Annotated in this window: 16 protein-coding genes; 9 read left to right on the forward strand and 7 right to left on the reverse strand. The window is 64.1% G+C overall.

Features of this window, described 5'->3' with window-relative positions; all coding sequences use genetic code 11:
• Positions 1–3: 3 nt before the first annotated feature.
• Complete coding sequence (locus DSM43276_RS21460; protein WP_078328331.1) at positions 4–969, reverse strand: isopenicillin N synthase family dioxygenase; 966 nt, start codon at positions 967–969, stop codon at positions 4–6.
• Between the two features lie 110 nt (positions 970–1,079).
• Here DSM43276_RS21460 and DSM43276_RS21465 point away from each other — a divergent pair, with 110 nt between their 5' ends.
• Complete coding sequence (locus DSM43276_RS21465) at positions 1,080–2,804, forward strand: serine/threonine-protein kinase (RefSeq protein WP_078328332.1); 1,725 nt, start codon at positions 1,080–1,082, stop codon at positions 2,802–2,804.
• On the opposite strand, the gene DSM43276_RS21470 is transcribed toward DSM43276_RS21465, so the two are convergent.
• The gene (locus tag DSM43276_RS21470) at positions 2,801–3,370 is read right to left on the reverse strand and encodes a DinB family protein (RefSeq protein WP_078328333.1); all 570 of its coding nucleotides are present in this window, start codon (positions 3,368–3,370) and stop codon (positions 2,801–2,803) included. The genes DSM43276_RS21465 and DSM43276_RS21470 overlap by 4 nt on opposite strands.
• Before the next feature lie 266 nt (positions 3,371–3,636).
• Between DSM43276_RS21470 and DSM43276_RS21475 the strand changes: the two genes are divergently transcribed.
• From DSM43276_RS21475 to DSM43276_RS21490, 4 genes are all read left to right on the forward strand, one after another.
• A complete protein-coding gene (locus DSM43276_RS21475; protein ID WP_078328334.1) occupies positions 3,637–5,472 on the forward strand; it encodes an acyl-CoA dehydrogenase in 1,836 nt (611 codons plus the stop codon).
• A 211-nt stretch (positions 5,473–5,683) separates the two neighbouring features.
• Positions 5,684–6,940, forward strand: a complete 1,257-nt coding sequence (locus tag DSM43276_RS21480; protein WP_078328335.1) for an aminotransferase class I/II-fold pyridoxal phosphate-dependent enzyme — start codon at positions 5,684–5,686, stop codon at positions 6,938–6,940.
• A complete protein-coding gene (locus DSM43276_RS21485) occupies positions 6,937–7,896 on the forward strand; it encodes an NAD-dependent epimerase/dehydratase family protein (protein ID WP_078328336.1) in 960 nt (319 codons plus the stop codon). Before DSM43276_RS21480 ends, DSM43276_RS21485 begins: the two co-directional genes overlap by 4 nt.
• A gap of 31 nt (positions 7,897–7,927) precedes the next feature.
• Positions 7,928–9,064: an acyl-CoA dehydrogenase family protein gene (locus DSM43276_RS21490; RefSeq protein ID WP_078328337.1), complete on the forward strand. Its 1,137-nt coding sequence runs from the start codon at positions 7,928–7,930 to the stop codon at positions 9,062–9,064.
• 41 nt (positions 9,065–9,105) lie between these two features.
• On the opposite strand, the gene DSM43276_RS21495 is transcribed toward DSM43276_RS21490, so the two are convergent.
• Positions 9,106–11,301, reverse strand: coding sequence for an MMPL family transporter (locus DSM43276_RS21495; RefSeq protein ID WP_078328338.1), 2,196 nt, complete (start codon positions 11,299–11,301; stop codon positions 9,106–9,108).
• Positions 11,302–11,449: 148 nt separating this feature from the next.
• On the opposite strand from DSM43276_RS21495, the gene DSM43276_RS21500 reads away from it, so the two are divergent.
• Both DSM43276_RS21500 and DSM43276_RS21505 read left to right on the forward strand, forming a co-directional pair.
• Positions 11,450–12,403: an alpha/beta fold hydrolase gene (locus tag DSM43276_RS21500; RefSeq protein WP_078328339.1), complete on the forward strand. Its 954-nt coding sequence runs from the start codon at positions 11,450–11,452 to the stop codon at positions 12,401–12,403.
• A 33-nt stretch (positions 12,404–12,436) separates the two neighbouring features.
• A complete protein-coding gene (locus DSM43276_RS21505; RefSeq protein WP_078328340.1) occupies positions 12,437–13,126 on the forward strand; it encodes a DUF1361 domain-containing protein in 690 nt (229 codons plus the stop codon).
• Between the two features lie 16 nt (positions 13,127–13,142).
• Here the strand turns inward: DSM43276_RS21505 and DSM43276_RS21510 are convergent, their stop codons facing one another.
• Positions 13,143–13,583, reverse strand: coding sequence for an AAA family ATPase (locus tag DSM43276_RS21510; RefSeq protein WP_078328341.1), 441 nt, complete (start codon positions 13,581–13,583; stop codon positions 13,143–13,145).
• A 66-nt stretch (positions 13,584–13,649) separates the two neighbouring features.
• Between DSM43276_RS21510 and DSM43276_RS21515 the strand changes: the two genes are divergently transcribed.
• On the forward strand, positions 13,650–15,143 hold the full coding sequence (locus DSM43276_RS21515; RefSeq protein WP_078328342.1) for a molybdopterin-dependent oxidoreductase: 1,494 nt from the start codon (positions 13,650–13,652) through the stop codon (positions 15,141–15,143).
• On the opposite strand, the gene DSM43276_RS21520 is transcribed toward DSM43276_RS21515, so the two are convergent.
• Together DSM43276_RS21520 and DSM43276_RS21525 are read right to left on the reverse strand one after the other, a co-directional pair.
• Complete coding sequence (locus DSM43276_RS21520) at positions 15,144–16,271, reverse strand: NDMA-dependent alcohol dehydrogenase (RefSeq protein WP_109555917.1); 1,128 nt, start codon at positions 16,269–16,271, stop codon at positions 15,144–15,146.
• 2 nt (positions 16,272–16,273) lie between these two features.
• Positions 16,274–17,299: an oxygenase MpaB family protein gene (locus DSM43276_RS21525; RefSeq protein ID WP_234802954.1), complete on the reverse strand. Its 1,026-nt coding sequence runs from the start codon at positions 17,297–17,299 to the stop codon at positions 16,274–16,276.
• Between the two features lie 78 nt (positions 17,300–17,377).
• Here DSM43276_RS21525 and DSM43276_RS21530 point away from each other — a divergent pair, with 78 nt between their 5' ends.
• Entirely contained in the window at positions 17,378–18,001 is a 624-nt protein-coding gene (locus DSM43276_RS21530) for a TetR/AcrR family transcriptional regulator (RefSeq protein WP_234802955.1), read from the forward strand.
• 224 nt (positions 18,002–18,225) lie between these two features.
• On the opposite strand, the gene DSM43276_RS21535 is transcribed toward DSM43276_RS21530, so the two are convergent.
• Positions 18,226–19,551 (reverse strand): acetyl-CoA C-acetyltransferase, encoded by a 1,326-nt coding sequence (locus tag DSM43276_RS21535; protein WP_136629144.1) that lies wholly within the window; start codon positions 19,549–19,551, stop codon positions 18,226–18,228.
• Positions 19,552–19,626 lie beyond the last annotated feature (75 nt).

Here is a 19,626-nt window from a genome sequence, read left to right on the forward strand (position 1 = left end):
TCGCTAGTCTCCGAGGTGGCCGTGCGCTGCGGCCACATCGGGATGGGCCCGCAGCCGGCTTTTCCAGGCGTTCTCGCCGTACGTCGCGTGGATCGGATCGGCCGGATCGGCCGTGACACCGCGCGACCGATCCCTCAGTTCCGGCGGCAGGTCCAACGTGGGGATCTGCGCGTCAAGCCTGGGATTGAAGAAGTAGGCAATCGAGATGCGGGGCTCCCCGGTCAGCGTCACCCGATGCCGAGTAGCGCGTAGATACCCGCCACTTGCCCGTTCAAGCAGCTCGCCGATGTTCACGATGAAGGCGCCCGCCCGCCCAGGCGCGTCCCGCCACACCCCGTCCACCTCGACCTGCAGACCTCCGATGTCCGGCTCGGCCAGCAGCAGGGTCAGCACGCCGGAATCGCGATGCGCGCCCACTCCCTGCTCAGTCGTTCCGCTGGCGGGATATCGGATGACCTTGATCAGGGTCGCGGGTTCGACACCGAATGCCTCGTCGAATACTCCCTCCGCCGATCCGAGAGCAATAGCCCACTCCCGCAGTAGCTTTCGCCCCACTGCGGCCAGGGCGACATCCCAGCTCGCGAGGGTCGCCCTCAGCTCGGGAATCGCGTCAGGCCACTGGTTGGGCCCCTGCAGCCACAGGTAATCGGGTCCCTCGCCCCGCACAGCGGCCCGGCGTTCCGGCCCGATGTCGATCTGCTCGCGCCAATCCGTCAACCCACCGGTCAGCTCTCCCCCCAGCCGGGTGAATCCACGAAAATGGGGGCTCCGCACCATGGCGATGGCGTCCTTATCCGCTGCCGGCAACGCAAAAAGCCTGCGAGCGGCCGACAGCACGTCATCGACCAGCCGGGGTGAAACGCCATGGCCTGTGAGATAGAAGAACCCAACCTCATGGGTGACCTCACGCAGCGTCGCGCGTAGCTGGCCCGGATCGCCAGAGAGGTCGACGACGGGAAGATCAGCCATGCCCCCAATGGTCCTCGGCAAGCCCCGCGAGGGCCACGGTCTTGACCGCCATGAGGAAATATCCCAAGTACGATGGCCAAACTGTCGGGCGAGAGGGACGCACAGGGGACATGACGTCATCGGAGAGGCCGCCGCCGGGTCCGGGTAACCAGCAACCCGGAGATCTTCCACCGGGGACAGTCATATCCGGTTACACGGTGGAGCGCGTCCTCGGCCGCGGCGGTATGGGAACCGTATACCTGGCCGCCAATCCGAACCTGCAGCGTCCCGAAGCTCTGAAGATCCTCAGCGCCCAAGCCTCCCGTGATCCGGCCTTCCGGGCACGGTTCATGCGCGAGGCCTCGCTCGCCGCCTCCCTGGACCACCCGAACATCGTGACGGTGCACAACCGCGGCGAAACGCCGGAGGGCGATCTGTGGATCGCCATGCAGTACGTCCAGGGCAGCGATGCGCAGTCGGAGTCTACGAGTGGGCGCATGTCGCTGACCCGCGCTGTTCACATCATCAGCGAGGTCGCCAAGGCCCTCGACTATCTGCATGCCCGCGGTCTGGTGCACCGTGACGTAAAGCCGGCCAACATCCTGTTGTCCGAGGGAGATCGACGAATCATGCTGGGCGACTTCGGCGTCACCCGCGCACTCGACGACAGCAACACCGTCACCTCGGCGGGGAACGTGACTGCGACGATCGGGTACGCCGCACCGGAGGTCTTGTCGGGCGCGGCCGTCGACGGCCGCGCCGACGTGTACGCCTTGGGCTGCACCCTCTTTCGGATGCTGACGGGTCAGCCGCCATTCGGTTCCGGCGCCTCACTACCCGCGATCATCAACGCACACCTTTCGGCACCGCCGCCCCGGATCTCCCAATTTGCCTCTGTACCTGAGTCAATGGATGCCCTGATCGCCAAGGCGATGGCCAAGAATCCCGCGGATCGGTATCAAAGTGCCGGGGAGTTCGCGCTCGCCACGCAGCAGATCCTGGCGGACCCGCATCAGCACAGGCAGACGGTGCCCCAGCCCGTGCCGACCGCGACACCGCTGCCCGACTCGGCGCGAACGTTGGTCAGACACCAACGCATTGCGGCGATCGTCGGCACTGTTGTCCTGCTCGTCGCATCAGCCGTGGTGGCCGTCGTGATCTGGCCCCGCCATGACAGCCCCACAAAACCCGCACGCCCGTCCGGCACGAGTGCGGGCACGGTGAGGCCGGGCGAATCGCTGGCCGGACAGCAGAACAACGTCCTCGACACCTTGTTACCCGGTCAGTTCGACTATCCCGACGGGTGGGAGAAGAATCCCTCGCCCACCTTCAGGTCTGGGGAGTTCAATCCGGCGGTGCCGCCCGGCGCTGCCACCACCATCGGCGGTACCCCGTTGGGCTGCAACACCATTGACCCCGTCTGGGCACTGCGCCCCCGCGAGACGGCGACGCTGTACCTGCGCGATCGCAAAAAGCCCGAGCGCGAGATCCTCATCCGGGTCGTCCCGGCATCCGACGCCCTCTCCACGGACGGCGCGTCCGATGCGTTGAAGAAGTGCGACGCCATCGCGTACACCATCCCCGGCGCGAGCACCACGTGGCGATGCTCGTTCGAGTTCGATGAGCCGGCGCCGGTCCAGAATGCCCACAAGGAGCTCACCGCAACGGAATCGTGCTTCATGTTTCCGTCCGGGGCGAACAGTATTCGCCAGCACGTCTCATTCAACGTCGTGCGTGGACTACTCGTGTACATCCTGGCCAGCGGCGCCTCCAACAGCAACGACGCGGCGGGCTCCCTCAGCGCGACCGCGTTGAATTTTGCGACCGTCATGCGGATTCTGCGTTACGGCCGCTAGCTCTTGGGCGACCAGGGCGTGAGCCAGTCGGTGGGCTCCCAACCCTCGGCCGCCGCCAGCAGCTCGTACATCGTTGCGCCATCGATGGACTCGCGAACGATGTCCGCGTGACCAGCGTGCCGTGCCAGTTCCTCGATGATGTGCAACGCCACCCACCGCACATTCCAGGCATCGACGTCCTTGGGGAACCACGGCGCGGAAGGGACGGGCACCGGAGTATCCAGTCCCTTCTGCTTGATCGCGGCCAGTGTCGCCTCGCTCTGCGCCGAGAACGCGGCCACGGCTTCAGCAAGTGTTTCGTCGTCGCGCAAGGTGAATTCGTCATCGGCGCGTTGACGGTCGGATCCGGGGTTGGGCGCGGCGACAATCCTGTCTGTCCAGCCCGCCAACATGTTGGTGACGTGCTTGATAAGCCCACCGATCGACAGCGTGCCCGCCGTCGGCGTCAGACGTGCCTGATCGTCGGTTAGCCCAAAGGCCACAATCCGGAAGGCGTCCTGCTGCGCAGCGATGTACTCGATCAGCCCGTGCAACTCAGTCGGAACGGGTGGGGGCATGGCGGGCATAGAAGTTCCTCTCAGGGCTGTGAGCTGGCATGCACAAGCCAACACCACACCACCGACATCACTCTCCAGAACCATGAAAAAACGCCCCCTGACCTGCGATATCGAATTGTGATGACAACCACAAGGCCAGGACTTTTGTCACACGCTACTCAGCGGTATAGTTCAGTTGTTACCGGTGGGTAACTTAATCAGAAGTAAGAACCCAACCGAATATCAGAACAGCCCCACGAGACCACGGTCAGACCCAAGAGAAAGCAATGACGCACATGGGCCACTACAAGTCGAACGTCCGCGACCTGGAGTTCAACCTCTTCGAGCTCTTCAACATTCAGCAGGTATTCGGTGGTGAGGAATTCCCCGAGCTGGACGAAGAGACCGCTCGCACTTTCCTTTCCGAGATGCGCACCCTCGCTGAGGGACCGCTGGCCGATTCTTTCGCCGAGGGCGACCGCAACCCGCCGGTCTTCGACCCGGAGACCCACTCGGTGGCTATCCCCGAGGCCTTCAAGAAGTCCGTCAAGGCAGTCACCGACGCAGGCTGGGATCGCCTCGGCCTGATCGAAGAACTGGGCGGCAGCCCGGTTCCACGCTCACTGATGTGGGCCATCCAGGAGATGATCCTCGGCGCCAACCCCGCGGTCTGGATGTACAGCGGCGGTGCCGGTTTCGCGCAGATCTTCTACAACGTGGCCACCGATGAGCAGAAGAAGTGGGCCGAGTTCGCCGCCGAGCGCGGCTGGGGCGCCACCATGGTGCTCACCGAGCCCGACGCCGGTTCGGACGTGGGCGCCGGACGCACCAAGGCCGTCAAGCAAGATGATGGCTCCTGGCACATCGACGGTGTGAAGCGCTTCATCACCTCGGCCGACTCCGATGACATGTTCGAGAACATCATGCATCTGGTGCTGGCGCGCCCCGAGGGTGCCGGCCCCGGCACCAAGGGTCTGTCGCTGTTCTTCGTGCCCAAGTTCGTCCCCAACTTCGAGACCGGCGAGCCGGGCGAGCGCAACGGCGTCTTCGTCACCAACGTCGAGCACAAGATGGGCCTGAAGGTTTCGGCCACCTGTGAGCTGAGCCTGGGACAGCACGGCGTTCCCGCCAAGGGTTGGCTCGTGGGCGAGGTGCACAACGGCATCGCGCAGATGTTCGACGTCATCGAGCAGGCCCGCATGATGGTGGGCACCAAGGCCATCGCCACCCTCTCGACCGGCTACCTGAACGCCCTCGAGTACGCCAAGACCCGCGTACAGGGTGCGGACATGACGCAGCTGACCGACAAGACGGCCCCGCGCGTCACCATCACGCACCACCCGGACGTGCGCCGCTCGCTGATGACCCAGAAGGCCTACGCCGAGGGCCTGCGCGCGCTGTACCTGTACGCCACCACCTTCCAGGACACCGTGGCTGCCAAGGCCATCAACGGTGTCGAGGCCGAGGAAGCGGTGCGGCTCAACGATCTGCTGCTGCCGATCATCAAGGGTGTGGGTTCCGAGCGCGCCTACGAGAAGCTCACCGAGAGCCTGCAGACCTTCGGTGGATCCGGCTTCCTGCAGGACTACCCGATTGAGCAGTACATCCGTGACGCCAAGATCGACTCGCTGTACGAAGGCACCACGGCGATCCAGGCCCAGGACTTCTTCTTCCGCAAGATCGTCAAGGACCAGGGCAAGTCGCTGGCCTTCATCTCCGGCCAGATCGAACAGTTCGTCAACAGTGAGACCGGCAACGGCCGCCTCAAGGCCGAGCGTGCGCTGCTCGCAACGGCTCTGGAGGACGTGCAGGGCATGGCCGCGACCATGACCGCCAACCTGATGGCCGCCCAGCAGGAGATCACTCAGGTTTACAAGGTGGGCACGGCCTCCGTGCGTTTCCTGATGAGCGTGGGCGACCTGCTGATCGGCTGGCTGCTGCAGCGTCAGGCCGCCGTGGCCATCGATGCTCTCGATGCCGGCGCGACCGGTGCCGAGAAGTCCTTCTACGAGGGCAAGATCGCGGTTGCCTCGTTCTTCGCCAAGAACATGCTGCCGCAGCTCACCTCGACCCGTGCCATCCTGGACAACGTCGACAACGACATCATGGAACTCGACGAAGCCGCCTTCTGATCCATTAATCACGAAGCCCCCGTTTCCCGCTGGGAGACGGGGGCTTCGTGCATTCCGGAGTACCAAGAGTGAGGAGTCTGAGCGCTCACTGATTGGCCAATACAGATTCTTTGGCCAAACCATCTGAACCACGCACAGCTACGAATCGTTAGTAGAGGTATGCCTGCAACGGCGCCAAGCGTTCATGGCCACAAGCCAGGATTGGATGTAGATGGTTCAGAGCGAAAGTGCGACGGAGTATGCCGAAACCGGTGACATCGCGAAGGACGTTGGCCAGCGGATAGCCATGGTGCGGCATTTCGCATCCACCGGACAGCTTCCTTTCTTTCAGCAGATTGACCCCGGCGTCCCGCCGAGGGTCGAGGTCCGAGGCCACGAGTGTGTGCTACTGGGCTCGAACTCCTACATTGGTCTCTCGACTCACCCCAGCGTGATCGCCGCATCTGTCACCGCGACACAGAACTTTGGCACCGGCACCACCGGCAGCCGATTACTCAACGGCACCTATCCCGTGCATGTCGCTCTCGAACAGCAGCTCGCGATGTGGCTCGGCCGCGAGGACGCGGTGGTGTTCACCACCGGCTATCAAACCAATGTCGGTGCGATTCAAGGACTTCTCGGCCCCGATTGCCTCGCTGTAGTGGATTCCTACGCACACGCTTCGATCCGTGACGGAGTGCGGCTCAGCCAGGCGGTAGAGGCCAAATTCGCCCACAACGACGTCGCATCCCTGGCTGCCGCCCTGCACAGTCACGCCCAGACACCATTCCGGCGCAAGCTGGTGCTTGTTGACTCGCTGTACTCCATGGAGGGTTCCACCGCCCCGCTGGAACAGATCGTTGCGGTCTGCAAGGAGGCCGGTGCTTTGCTCATGGTCGACGAGGCGCACGGGATCGGCGTATTCGGCCCCACGGGGGCGGGCCTGGCGGAACGCAACGGCGTCGCACAAGACGTCGACATCCTGATGGGTTCGTTATCGAAGGCCATCGGCGGGCTGGGCGGATTTATCGCGAGCTCGCAGGACATTGTCGACGAGATCCGGCTCAGCGCCCGATCCTTCTGGTTCAGCACCTCCGGCACGCCGGCCTCCATGGCAGCAGCGACCGCGGCGATCGAGGTCATCCGCGGGGAAGAGGGCAGGGAACGTCGAGGAAGGCTCGAACGCAACGCCCGGCTCATGCGTCAGTCGCTCGAGCCCCTCAATGTCGTCTTGCACCGCCCAGATGAACTCAGTCCCGACTGGTCGCCCATCATTCCCATTCGCTTGTTCGACGAGCTGCGGACCGCACTGAGTTGGAACAAGCTGAGAGACGCGGGAGTGTTCGTCACCCCAGCCATCTATCCAGCAGTGCCACTTGGCAAACCGATTCTGCGTGTGTGCATGACCTCGGAGCTAAGCGAAGAAGAAGTCATCTGGTGCGCAGAGGTGCTTACCAAAGAACTCTCGTGGGCTCTGGCTGCTGCATGAGCGCAGACTTCCGCCTCGCCATCACCGGCGCAACGGGAGATTTCGGCAGGGCCATCCTCACCTGGGCACTGCGCAACGAAGACATCGCCGAGGTGACGGCCTTGGGCCGACGACAGACCGGCCTGCAACACCCAAAGCTACGCGAAATACCTCTGGACCTGAGCGGCCAGATTGACCTCGAGCCGATCACCGGCTACGACGCACTCGTCCACCTCGCGTACTGCGTCGAAGAGCCTCGGGACAAGCGCCACGCCTACCAGGTGAATGTGACGGCCACCCGGACACTGCTCGAGCGAGCGAATCGAGTAGGCATCGGGCAACTCATCCTGACCTCAAGCGCCAATGCGCTGGGCGTGACAGCCTGTGGTACCGGCACACAGTTCCCAGAGCAGAGCTATCCGGCCGGAGACAGCGACCCCCAGCATTACTACTTTTTTCACAAAGCACTCATGGAGCACCTGGCGAACTGGCACTGGGCGAACGCCGACAAGGGAGACACAAAGCTGGCCGTCGTGCGGCCCTCTTACATAGTGGGCGAGCATTTCGCCAACTCGGGCCTCAAGGCACTCCTCGCTAAGCTGGTGCTTTACCCGGAGCCGGCACGCTCCTTCTACCAATTCCTTTGGGATACCGACCTAGTGGACGCCTACGCCACCATCCTCAAACACGGATTGACGGGCATATACAACGTCGCCCCAACGGACTCCACGAGTGTCACAGAGATCTGTTCCATGAGCGGGGCGCGGCTGATCTCTGGTCCATTGCCTCTCTTGAAGATTGGCGCGGACCTGATGTTCCGGTTGCGTCTTGCTCCGTTCTCCGGTCACTGGGTGACGCTGGGCGACCCGTTGCTCGACTCTCGCCTATTGCAATCGACCACCGACTGGCGACCGACCATGACCTCCGCCGAGGCACTGAACCAGTACATCTCTGTATCCCGCTCGCCTTCACCGTAATTCACACCCAATCGACCAAGAGGATGTCAGCATGGACCGCACCGCACTCGAATCGCGACTGTCTCACGTCGCCGCCGTCCGCAGGCATCTCCCGGAACTCGCGGACAAGCTGGAGTCGCTTGGTCTCATAACCGCCGAAGACCCAGGAACGAACGTCGTCGAGATCTGGAAGAAGCACGACGGACCCCGATTGACCGCGCCCAAGGACCTCGGCGGACTGGGTGCGACCTGTGTGGAAACACTTGAGCTGCAACGCGGTATCGGTTACCTGAGCCCGTCGCTCGCCGCCGCGACCACCATGCACTACCTCTCCGTCGCGGGCCTGGCCGACTTCGCCACGACAACCGATGAGGCGACCGTGGGTCTGATCAAGTCGCTGATCGAGAACCGGACCGTGTTCGCCTCAGGTTTCTCGGAAGGCACCATCGCGGGCAGCGTGTTCCGGCCGACAATGGAAGCGGCACCGGCCGACGGCGGCTACACCGTCACCGGACAGAAGAAGCCGTGCAGCCTCGCCGACAGCATGGATTGCATCATGGCAAGCGTGCTTCTCAATGACACCGGGCAGCGGGCGATCACGCTCATCTGGAACGGCAGCCCCGGGCTCAGCGTCGCACCGCTGTGGACCAGCTCGCCGCTGTCGGCAGCACAAACTCACGCGGTGATCTTCGAGGACGTATTCGTCCCCAACGAACTGATGATGGTCAGCGATGTGGAAGATCCCGACGGCCGGAACGAGAAGTCGGGCTACGTCCTGTTCGGTCTCATCATCACTGCGGGCTATGTCGGGGCCGCGACGCGCCTTGCGCTCAAACTCGCCGACCGCAGCGACTTCACCGAGGCCGACTTCGTCGAACTGTTCTCACCGATCGAAGGAGTCTGGCGTGCGCTGCGCATGGTCGCCGAACGCTACGACGCCGGAGACCGAAGCGACGCGCTGTTCGCTGATCTGTTGTGGATCCGGCTAGGTCTGCGCGACCAGCTTCAGCCGAGTGTGGCCCGCATCGTCTCAAGGGTGGGTGGCGTCGCCTTCGCCACCGATCCCGAGATCGCCTACCTCGCGTCGTGTATCTCGGCCTACTCGTTCCACCCGCCGACGATGCGCGAATCCGGCGCGTTCCTACTTGACCACGAACTGCGCGGCGAGATCAGCCTGACCGTCGAATAGAGCCCTATCTCAACCAGATCCGTCTCACCTCAAGCCGCGTCTCAACCCTCGTTAAGGCCCACCTTGGCATGGAGTTTCACCAGCGGCGCAGGAGCCCACCAATTCCATCTGCCTGCCAACTTCATGACTGCCGGCACCAACACCATGCGAACAAGCGTCGCGTCTACCACAACCGCAAGTGCCAGGCCCACTCCGATCATTCGCATGAAGGACACCTCACCGCTGCTCAGCCCCACGAAGACGATCACCATCAGGGTGGCGGCCGCAGTGATCACCCGCCCAGCGCCCGCTATGCCGAGAGCTACTGCCTCGGCGTTGTCCTCGGTGCGCTGCGGCGACGCGAGCCAGTGTTCGCGGATCCGGGACAACAGGAACACCTCGTAGTCCATGGACAAACCGAATGCTGTCGCGAACAAGAACACCAACACATCCGCTACCAGCGTGCCGGTCGCCGTGGTTCCGAGTCCCCCAAGATGCCCCTCCTGGAACACCCACACCAGCGCGCCCAGCGTGGCCGACAACGACAACGTATTGAGCACCAGAGCCTTCAGCGGAAGCAGGAGGCTACCGGTGAGCAAGAAGATCAGCAGGAAAGTCGTTGCCGCAACGAGGATCAGCACCACCGGCAAGAGACGGACAATCTCGTCCACCGAATCCTGGTTGAGCTGTTGAGGACCCGTGAACAGGGCCTCGGCACCATGCGGTACGGGGACCGCCCGCAGCCGGTCGAGTTCTTGTCGGGACTTCGAGTCGGACGACGGATCTGCGATCACCACCGAAAGCCATACGCTGCCGTCCTTGACCCCAGTCGGGGACTGCGGCAGACCGACGGCGCTCCCCTGGACATAGGAGCCGCCGGGAGCCGAGACCTCAACGACACCAGAGACTTTCGATAGCTCGGCGGCATAACTGGCGATATCGCCAGCGGCAAGGTTTCGCGCGTCCGGGATCACGATCGACGTGGCCATCGCCTCGTTGCCAGGGAACTCCGTGCGCAGCAGATCACCGACCTGTCGCGACTGGGCGCTCGTCGGAAGCACCCGATCGTCGGGCAGCCCGAAACGCGCGCGAACGAACGGCGCCCCGAGGACGAGCAGCACCACCACGACCACCAGGGTGCACGGAATCGCATGACGCATCGCGAAAGAGGCGGTCGAATACAGGAAACTCTGCTTGACTTCCCTAGTTTCTACCTTGTTCTGCAACAGTTTACGTATATTCAGCGATTCAATTCGGTCACCGAGGAGCTTGATCAACGTCGGGGCTACGACGACAGCGTAGAGGCCAGCAAGCGCAACCACACCGCAGCCCGCATACGCCATCGAGCGCAGGAAGTACATCGGGAAGACCGCCAACGCACCCACCGCGAGGAATACCGTGCAGGCCGAGAACAGGATCGTGCGCCCGGCCGTGGCCACCGCGTTGCGTAAGGCTTCGTCGCGATCCCCGAGCCGGCCGTATTCCTCCCGATACCGGCTCACGAGCAACAACGTGTAGTCGATCGCGAGGGCCAAGCCCATGGCCGTGGTGAGTTCGAGCGCAAAGACGGATACGTCGGCGAAAATCGTTATTCCCCTGAGCAATCCAAAGGTGCTTAGTATTGCCATGACACCGACGACGAGCGGTAGCAGCGCGGCGAACAGACCACCGAACACCCAGATGAGTGCGAGGAACGACAATGGCAAGGCAATGGCCTCGGCAGTGACCAGGTCCTTCTCCGACTGCTCGTTGATCTCCGAGGCCACCATCGCCGTGCCGCCGGCCAACACCGTGAGACCGTCGCGCTCACCGACAACTTTGTCGGCCAACGCATTTCCATACTTTGGCGCGCTGTTCTCCCCGCCAAGGACCTGCGCGACCACCAACGCCGTCTTGCCGTCCCTGCTGATCAAGCTCTCGGCCTGCGGCGAAGCGTCCCAGGGGGACAAGACCGCGGCGATGTGCGGGGAATCCCGCACGGTGCGCACGAGGTTCGCGCCCGCCGCCGCCGCTGCCGGGTCCCGGACATCACCGGGGACACGGACCACGAGCATCAGGTCCATATCGCCTTGACCGAACTTTTCGGTGAGCAGCTTCATTCCACGCGCGGAGGAAGAATGCGGGTCTTGGAAGCCGGCGGCACCGAGATGTTCGGCAACGTTGGCGCCGAACCCCGCGACGAGCATGGTCAACAAGACAACGCCGAGTAGCACCCGCTTGGGCGCTCTGATAATCACGCGGGACAGCGCGGTAAGCACATGCAAGATCGTATCCGTCCGCGCCGCGGGGATTCACACCTCAGAAATCAGGTGGCCTCGCACTGCCGTCGGGTCGGGGGCGCTGGGAGACGAGGGTTTCGTGCATTCCGGGGTACCGCCGTTGTCAGACCACGCATAGGGTTGCCGTATGCCTCGTTACTACCGCGACCAGCAAGCGTGGAAAGACCTCCAGATGTTCCTTCCCGAGCGGCTACGCCTCGACGAGTCGACGGTGCCGCAGGAGGAGTTCTGGGATTGGCACGGTAACCAGGTGCACCTCGACCGGTACCCCAACCCCGCGGCAGCGGTGAAGGTGGTACTGCTGCACGGCGTCGGCACCAACGGCCGTCAGATGTCGCTCATTCTCGGTGCACCGTTGGCGCGCAGGGGCTTCGAGACCGTCGCGATCGACAACCTCGGCTACGGGCTTACCGATGTGGCACCGGGGGCGGTACCGGGATACGGCGACTGGGTGGACCTGGTGGTCGACTATCTGGAGTATGAGCGGCGCCGCGATGTGCGACCCATCGTGCTGTACGGGCTCAGTGCCGGCGGCATGCTCGCCTACCACGTAGCGGCCAAGGCGCCGCGCGATACGGTACGCGGAATCATCGGCATGACGTTCCTGGATCAGCGGGTGCGTGAGGTGGCCGATGGCACCGCCCACGACCTGCTGACCGCACGCGTCGGCGTGCCCTTCCTGCGACTCGCGGCCAAGACACCGGCCCGGCGAGTCCGCTACCCCATGTGGTTGGCATCGAAGATGAGCACACTCGCGAATAACCGCGCGGCGATGAAGGTCTTCATGAAGGACCGCACGTCCGCGGCCAACTGGGTCAGCGTGAAGTTCCTGGCCGACTACATGAGCTACGCCCCCGCCGTCGAGCCCGCCGATTTCGACGTGTGCCCCATCATCCTCACCCAGCCTGACGAGGACCGATGGACACCCTACGAGTTCAGCCGGCCGGTACTCGACCTCATCACCAAGGTGCCGGTGACGGTGGTACCGCTGGAGCGCACCGGCCATTACCCGCTGGAAGATCCGGGACTGAAGCAATTGGAAGATGCGGCGGCCGGATTCATCCGCGCTGTCGCAGGCTGACCGCTTCGGTCAACCTTCGGGCAAACTTGACGCATGACCGAAGCCCGACGTGCCGTGCTGGTTCTCTCATTGGTCGCAACCAGCCTGTTGACCTTCCTGCTCGGCGTCACGGATCCCGCGGCACCGATGTTCTACCCCACCCGCTTCCTGATCTGGAATCTGTTCCTGGCCTGGCTGCCGGTCTTCGCCGCGCTGGCGTTTTCGACTGTCCGGCATAAGTTTTGGCTCATCCCGATCGGGTTGGTGTGGCTTGCCTTCTTACCCAACGCACCGTATCTCGTCACCGACCTGGTGCACCTGATCGACGGCATCGCGTTCTGGCGTCATGTGCTGCAATACGGCGTCGCCGCCTGGACCGGAATCATCCTGGGCGTCGTGTCGCTGCGGTTGGTACACCGGCGAATTCAGCGCGACTTCGGCGTGGTCACCGGGTGGATCGTCGTGGTCATCTCCGTTGGCCTGTGCGCCGTGGGAGTGGTGATCGGACGCTTCCAGCGCTGGAACTCCTGGGACCTGATCCACCGGCCGGGCGCCGTCGCCGCGAGCACCCTGGAGTGGGTGAGCTCTCCGTTCTCCTTTGTGGCTCACACCGGTGTGGCAGCGGCCGTCGCCGCGTTCTTCGGGCTGGCATATCTGACCGTGTGGTCGCTATCGCCCCCCGATGATCGACTGTCGCGAGCAGACGTCAAGTACCAGCAAAACAACGCAATTCAGGGTATTTAGCGCACCCGCAACATCCCTACCGTGCCAGAGCGCCGACGCGTTCGGCCAGCTCGGCCACCGGAAGCCGGCCATCCAATTCCACCGTGGCACTCCGGCGCAGCAGCGGCTCCACTTCTTCGGTGTACCGCGCGATCGCGGCCCGCTCGGTGTCTGTCCGGCCGTACGGGTTGTTGGTGCGAGAACTCACGCGGGCGATGGCCACCTCCAACGGCACGCTGAGCAGCACCACGTGGCCAAACCTGTCGTAGAAGTCCACCTGGTTGTCCACCGTGCCGGACACGATGACCTCCGAACGCTGGTCTAACAGCTCCGCCATTCGGGCCGCATCCCAGCGGCCGTCCGCCAGCGTCCAGCCGTCGTAGTCGGTGTCGACGGTGGGATACCCACGACGCGCCAGCTCCTCGAGCAGCGTGGTCTTCCCTGTTCCCGACATGCCCGTCACCAGCACCCGCCCCACATCTGAACCATATGCGGTGGCGCGTCGTTGAAAGCAGGAGAAGAGTGAACCCCAACGGAGGTGACGATGGAGCAGGCAGCACGACGGATCATCGCGGGTCTTATCGCCGCGGCGGCCGCGCTGGCGGTCGGACAGCTGACTGCCGCCGCTGTCGCCCCGGATTCCGCGCCGTTCTACGCAGTCGGGAACACTGTCGTCGATCACACCCCGGCAACCGTGCGCGAATGGGTCATCGGGATTTTCGGCACCTCCGACAAGGCAGTGTTGTTCGCGTGCCTGTCCGCGATCATCGCCCTGCTCGCCGCGACAGCCGGTCTCGTCGAGCGCGAGCGGCGATACGGCTCGGTCCTGATCGCGGCGCTCGGTGTTGCCGGCGCACTGGCCGCCGCAACCCGGCCGACGGGAGAGTTCAGCTGGATCTGGCCCTCGGTGGTCGCCGCCGCGGCCGGAGTGCTGGTCCTACACGTGCTGGTCGGCCGCGCTGACAGCCGGGATTCCCCGGACCGGCGCAAATTCTTTGGAGCAGCAGCGGCTTTCGCGGCCGGATCGGCGGGCGCCTACTGGCTCGGCAGCCGCTGGAGCAAGGGCGCCGTCGTCGCCGAAGAACGTCGAGAGGCCACCCTGCCCGCACCCGTCGCACCCGCGCCGCCGCTGCCCGCGGGAATCGACGTCAAGGGAGCGGTGCCCTACATCACGAGCAATACGGGCTTCTACCGCATCGACACTGCCCTGCGCGTGCCCCAGCTGACCACTGCCGAATGGCAACTCAACATTCACGGCATGGTCGACCGACCCCGCACGATCACGTGGGCAGAGCTCACCGCGATGGCGGCCACCGAGCGTGCGGTGACCCTGACATGCGTCTCCAACGAGATCGGCGGGGACTTGATCGGCAACGCGATGTGGACTGGCTTTCCGATCAAACCGATACTGGAATCGGTTGGAGTCCATGGCGATGCGGACATGCTGTTGTCGAAGAGCGCCGACGGCTGGACGGCCGGGACACCGCTGGACGTGCTCACCGACGGCCGCGACTCGATTCTCGCCATCGCGATGAACGGGACACCTCTGCCCGTCGAGCACGGATATCCGGTGCGACAGGTGGTGCCCGGGTTGTACGGCTATGTGTCCGCGACCAAGTGGGTTGTCGACTGGGAGATCACTCGATTCGATACCGCCCGTGCCTACTGGACCGTCCGCGGTTGGTCGGCGCGCGGTCCCATCAAGACGGGCTGCCGCATCGATACGCCCCGAACCGGCGGTCGCCTGGGCACGGGCACTCAGATCGTGGCCGGGACGGCATGGGCCCAGCACCGGGGCATCACCAAGGTAGAAGTACAGATCGACGACGGGCCTTGGCGGCCCGCAACGCTCGCGCCCGAGTACTCGATCGACACCTGGCGGCAATGGTGGTTCGGCTGGCAAGCGACGCCGGGTGAGCACATCATCACGGCGCGGGCCACCGACGGCACCGGAGCGGTGCAGACCGATCAGATCGCGTCCCCGGTGCCCGATGGGGCGACGGGATATCCGAAACGACTCGTGACCGTCGGGGCCTGACTAACCGAACTCCACAATACTGCGAATATTCTTGCCCTGCTTCATGTCTCGATAACCTTGCGCGATGTCGTCCAGTGCATAGGTGCGCGTCACCATCTCGTCCGTCTTGAGTTCCCCGCTGGCATACAGCGCCACCATGGTGGGTACCGCCTCAAACGGGCTCCAGTTCCCGTAGATGACGCCCTTGATGGTCTTCTGCATCAGCGTCACCATGCTCAGGTCCAGTGATACTTCCTCGGGACGGAACGCGCCCATGCTGGTCATGGCCACCGTGCCGCCCTTACGGATGGAGGCCACGGCGTCCGTGAGATCGCCCGGCTCCATTCGGCCCACCGTGATCATGGTGGCATCCGCGCCCTGCCCGTTGGTGTAGGAGCGGGCCCGTTCGGCTGCCTCGTCCATCGTCGCGAATACCTCGGTGGCCCCGAATGTTTTTGCGGCCTCACGCTTGTACGCCACCGGGTCGACCAGCAGGACGTTCGCCGCTCCGGAATGCGCGGCGCCTTGAACCGCGGCGGCACCGACTCCGCCCAGACCCATGACGATCACCGTCTGCCCGGGCTTGACCGCGGCGGCATTGACGGCAGTACCCCACCCCGTGCCCATCGCACACCCCAACAGGCACAACCGATTCAACGGCAGCTCCTTGGGAACCTTGTACGCGGATTGCACCGAGACGGTGGTGTACTCGCTGAACGCCGAGAGTCCCAGCTGCTGACCGCAGGGCTGCCCGTCGAGGCGCAATCGGTAACTGGTGGGGTCGTCGAACCTGGATCCGGTGAGCGCATAGGCGCCGGCATCGCAGAGCTGCTGCATTCCGCGTGCACACCACAGGCAACGTCCGCAGGCCGGCAGGAACGTCAGCACCACATGGTCCCCGACGTCGAATTGTGTTGTGCCGTCGCCGACCTTCTCCACCACACCGGCGCCCTCGTGACCTCCACACATAGGCAGCATTGCCACCGGGAAATCGCCGGTGGCAATGTGGTCGTCAGAGTGACATAGACCGACCGCCGCCATCCGGACCATGATCTCGCCGGGCCGCGGGTCTTCCACCTCCACCACACAGGGCTCGAATTCCCCTGGCACGCTCCGGATCACCGAAGCGTGCGAACGTCGATAGGCCACCGTCAATTGCCCCTGCGGCTGCGACGCACAGCGGATGGCTCGCCCTTGTCATGCGCCGCGAAGTCGGTCAGCTCACGGCCGCGCATCCTGTTGATCACCCGCTGGTGCTCGCGGGCATGGTAGGCAAGCGGCGAATAGGTGACACGCTCCGGTAGCACCCGGTAAGCGGCGCGATACACCGCGAAGAATCTGCGGAGAAGACGCTCGTCGCGCTCGGACCATGCGACACCGAGAACGTCGCGCACCCGCTGATCCATGGCACCAAAGGTCAGGACGAAGAAGACGCGGGAAATCGGCGCCAATACCGGCTTCAACGCCGCGACCATGAGACCCAAGGGCACCCAGCGCGGGATCCGCCGGGCCAGCGGTGCGTCCTCGATACCACTCAAAGGGTCGACCAGCTTCCCCAAATTCTCCGCAACCGCAGGATGATTGATGAGAACCTGCTCGACCATGCGGTCGTAGTACTCCCAAAACTCCACGCGTGATGTGGGATATCCGCGCTCGGGGACCTGCGTGATGCGGGCCAGCAGGCGATTGTCCTGAAAGAGCCTCTCGTCTTCCTCGTCGGTCAGGTCCCGTCCCAGGAACCGCGGAGTCACGCGACGGCCTGCCACATACGACGTCGCGATCACCCACGCATACGCCTCCGGGTCGAGTGCGCTGATGTGCTTGTCCTGCCTACTGCCGGTCTCGCCCTGCATCTGCAACGGCTGATGCATCGTGCGCAGCCAGTAGCCCTGCTCAATTGCGGCCTTACCCCCGAAAATCCACTGCTGCACCGCGTCGAAGGAGCGGATCGCACGGCCCGCCGGATCCCGGTCTGCCACCGAGTACCGATCGGTCACATCACCAATCACCGGATGCATGCCCTGCATGATGAATGCCGCGCCCACTGCGGGCAGGTACAGCCACTGCCCCCCAAGGGTGGCGGTCAGGCCGAGCGGATCGAACAGCTCGGGCACCGGCTGAGCCCAATCACTCGATACCGAATCCTGCGTTGCCGGGGACTCCACCAGTGCAGTCACAACGAAACCTCCTTGTGTCGTTGCACGAAAAGCTAACGTGAACACCAGGTCGCATATAAGTCTCATCTGGGGGACGCCATGGCATCGAATAACCGCAGTTCACGGCTGCGCAAAGCGCCACAGCAACACCGATCCCGGGAATTGGTCGCAAAAATCGTGACGGCGACAGGCAAGCTGCTGCTCACCGACGGCCCCGAGGCGATCACCACCAACCGCATCGCTGCCATCACCGGGATCAGTAAGGGGTCGATCTATCAGTACTTCCATACCAAGGACGACATCATCATGGCGGCGATCCGGGATGCCGCCGAGCGACAACTTCCGGGGGTCCGCTCAGCGCTGGCGGCTAACGCACTCGCGCCGCCACACCAGATGATCGACTCCGCGATCGACATGTTGATCGCGTTCACCACGGACAACGCCCCCACCCTGCGCTATCTCAATGAGAATCCGGAGTTCGCCCGCGAGGTCGAGGCCAGCTCGAACATGCCGGTCCTGATGCAAACCATGATGACCCTGCATGTTCAGCAGTACCGCGATCAATACCACGCCGATCTCGAACCGGAGACCATCGCGTGGCTCTTCATCAACTCGGCGATCACCACCACGCTGATGTTCTTCCAAACCGACCGGAGTCCGATCGATCTCCAACAACTGCGGATGGGGCTGAAACGGATGGCGTACGGTCTGCTCACTTCGTAGCCGATCCCGTCATGGCGGGACCCAAGAAAGTAGGTGGCCTCGCGCCGCCGTCGGGTCGGGGGGTCGGACGGTGGCGCGAGGCTACCCATGTATCGACACCTACTCGGAGAGCGTTACACCCTCCCCGAAAAAACTTGAAACTTTTTTTGACGATGCCCCAGGAAAGCCAAAACCCCCGGTCACGGGCGGTGCCCATGACCGGGGGTCTCGAGTGGTTAAGCCACTCAGGCTTCGAGGATGGCCGTCACGCCCTGTCCGCCCGCGGCGCAGACCGAAATGAGTCCACGCACCGGCTTACCGGTCTCGGCCTTCTTCTCGGCGAGCTGCTTGGCCAGCTGGGCCACGATGCGGCCACCGGTGGCCGCGAACGGGTGCCCGGCCGCCAGCGAGGAGCCGTTGACGTTGAGCTTGGACCGGTCGATCGCACCCAGAGGCTTATCAAGGCCCAGGCGCTCCTTGCAGTAATCCGCCGACTCCCACGCTTGCAGCGTCGCGAGCACCACCGAGGCGAAGGCCTCGTGGATCTCGTAGAAGTCGAAGTCCTGCAGAGTCAGGCCGTTGCGGGCCAGCAGACGCGGCACCGCGTAGGTCGGAGCCATCAGCAGACCGTCGGGGCCGTTGATGTAATCCACCGCGGCGGTTTCGCCGTCGACGAAGTAGGCCAGCACGGGGATGCCGCGCTCGGCGGCCCACTCCTCGCTGGACAGCAGCGCCACCGAGGCACCGTCGGTCAACGGGGTGGAGTTACCCGCGGTCATGGTGGCGTCGCCGTGCTTCACGCCGAACACCGGCTTCAACGTCGCCAGCTTCTCCACGCTCGAGTTCGGGCGCAGGTTGTCGTCGCGGTACAGACCCAGGAACGGGCTGATCAGGTCGTCGAAGAAGCCGCGGTCGTACGCGGCGGCCATCTTCTGGTGGCTGGCCGCGGCCAGGGCGTCCTGGTCGGTGCGTTTGACGCCCACCTGCTTGGCGGTGATGGCGGCATGCTCACCCATGGACAGCCCCGTACGCGGCTCACCGTTCTGGGGGATGTCGACACCGAGGGCGGCGGGCAGCTTGCCCAGCAGCTTGAGCCGGGTCACGTTGTCCTTGGCGCGACGGATTGCCAGCAGGGTGTGGCGAAGATCATCACCGAAGTTGATGGGTGCATCGGAGGTGGTGTCCACGCCACCGGCCAGCACCGACTCGTAACGGCCGAGCGCGATGCCGTCGGCACCGACAATGGCCGCCTGCAGTCCCGTGCCGCAGGCCTGCTGAAGGTCGAAGGCCTGGGTGTACGGGGACAACGGGCTGCCGAGCACCGACTCGCGGGTGAGATTGAAATCACGGCTCAGCTTGAGCACCGCGCCGGCGATGACGGCGCCCAGGCGCTCGCCCTTGAGGTTGAAACGGTCGGACGCGCCGGTGATGGCGGCGGTCAACATGTCCTGGTTGGAGGCGTTCGCGTAGGCGCCGTCCGAACGTGCGAAGGGGATGCGGTTACCACCGAGAACCGCGACGCGGCGGCGACCTTGCGAAGCGTCTGACTTGCGTGCCGAGCTAGTTGCCACTTGTCTCTCCACTGTTGAGGGGGCAGGATTACCGAGCATTCTTACTCTGGAGTAAGTTCTTTGTCGAGTTCACCC

The organism is Mycobacteroides salmoniphilum, from assembly GCF_004924335.1.
Lineage (GTDB): Bacteria > Actinomycetota > Actinomycetes > Mycobacteriales > Mycobacteriaceae > Mycobacterium > Mycobacterium salmoniphilum.